The organism is Burkholderia cepacia (assembly GCF_001039005.1).
Taxonomy (GTDB): Bacteria; Pseudomonadota; Gammaproteobacteria; order Burkholderiales; family Burkholderiaceae; genus Burkholderia; species Burkholderia theae.
In genome coordinates this window covers 1-1,319 of record NZ_LDWR01000105.1, presented here as the reverse complement: position 1 = coordinate 1,319, position 1,319 = coordinate 1, and the positions used below count along the sequence as shown (strand labels likewise).

Below are 1,319 nucleotides of genomic sequence, written 5' to 3'. Positions count from 1 at the left end.
GCTTGTATGTTTAAGCCAGACCAGTACGGTAAAGTCTGGAGGTTGCCAGACTTGGCCGTGCAGTTTGACAGGCGCTTGGGCGTACGAGCCCGTCACTGAGTAAAGAACGCACGGCCGCCGTGCTGGTCTTCTTGAAACCCGAACGGTTACGCGCCCCGACGTCGTCGAGGGCGCATGCACAAGCAAGGGAACCGAAGATCATGTCTGTCTCCTCAGTGGTGGTGGGTATCGATGTGGCCAAAGCACACGTTGATGTCTGCGTACTTGGCGCTGAACTTGCCATTCAACGCTGCACGAACGACGCCGATGCGCATTCGGCACTGGCTGCGGCCTTGCAGCCACTGGGCATTGCCTTGGTCGTGATGGAAGCGACCGGCGGTTACGAAGCGGCGCTGGCCTGCGCGCTGCAAGCCGCCGGTTTGCCCGTGGCCGTGGTCAACCCGCGTCAAGCACGCGACTTCGCCAAATCGATGGGGCGGTTGGCCAAGACCGACGCCATCGACGCACAGATGCTGGCTGAGTTTGCTTCGGTCCTGGTTCGCCGCAAGGATCTCGCCTGCTTCATTCGCCCGTTGGCCGATGCCCAGCAGCAAGCGCTGGCCGCGATGGTCACGCGTCGCCGTCAATTGCTCGGCATGCTGCTGTCGGAGCGGCAACGCCTGCAATTGGCGATCCCCGTGGTGCAACCGAGCATCGAGGCCATGATCAACGCCATTCGCCAACAGCTCGATGACGTCGACACGCAGATGGTCGCCCATGTACGGGAGCATTACGCCGCGCTCGATACGCTGCTGCGCTCCGCCAGCGGCATTGGACCTGTCGCGAGCGCCACCCTGATTGCTCAGTTACCTGAACTCGGCCGCCTCAATCGACGACAAATCGCCGCCTTGGTCGGTGTGGCCCCGATGGCCTTCGACTCCGGCGCAACGCGTGGTCGCAGACATATCCAAGGCGGACGCTTCGAAATACGCCGCGTTCTGTACATGGCCGCGCTGACAGCCGCACGTCGCAACCCCACTATCACCGCCTTCTACCAGCGCTTGATCTCAGGCGGCAAACTGCCCAAGGTCGCGCTGGTCGCCTGCATGCGCAAGCTCCTCACCATGCTCAATGCCATGGTCAGATCCAACACGCCTTGGGACAATTCGCTTCATCGCACTTGGTGATAGTGGGGTTGCGACGTGCGGCTGTCAGCGCGGCCATGTACAGAACGCGGCGTATTTCGAAGCGTCCGCCTTGGATATGTCTGCGACCACGCGTTGCGCCGGAGTCGAAGGCCATCGGGGCCACACCGACCAAGGCGGCGATTTGTCGTCGAT

The 1,319-nt window shown here is 62.0% G+C and carries 1 protein-coding gene and 1 pseudogene; one reads left to right on the top strand and one right to left on the bottom strand.

Annotation, left to right across the window (positions count from 1 at the left end; genetic code table 11):
• The first annotated feature begins 200 nt into the window (after positions 1–200).
• A complete protein-coding gene (locus tag VL15_RS37800) occupies positions 201–1,166 on the top strand; it encodes an IS110 family transposase (RefSeq protein WP_048252013.1) in 966 nt (321 codons plus the stop codon).
• Here the strand turns inward: VL15_RS37800 and VL15_RS41360 are convergent.
• A pseudogene (locus VL15_RS41360) lies at positions 1,165–1,319 on the bottom strand (transposase); the annotation flags it as partial. The gene VL15_RS37800 and the pseudogene VL15_RS41360 sit on opposite strands and share 2 nt — an antisense overlap.

Coding starts and splice junctions, on each gene's coding strand:
- VL15_RS37800 (WP_048252013.1), top strand. CDS start 201: ATGTCTGTCTCCTCAGTGGTGGTGGGTATCGATGTGGCCAAAGCACAC.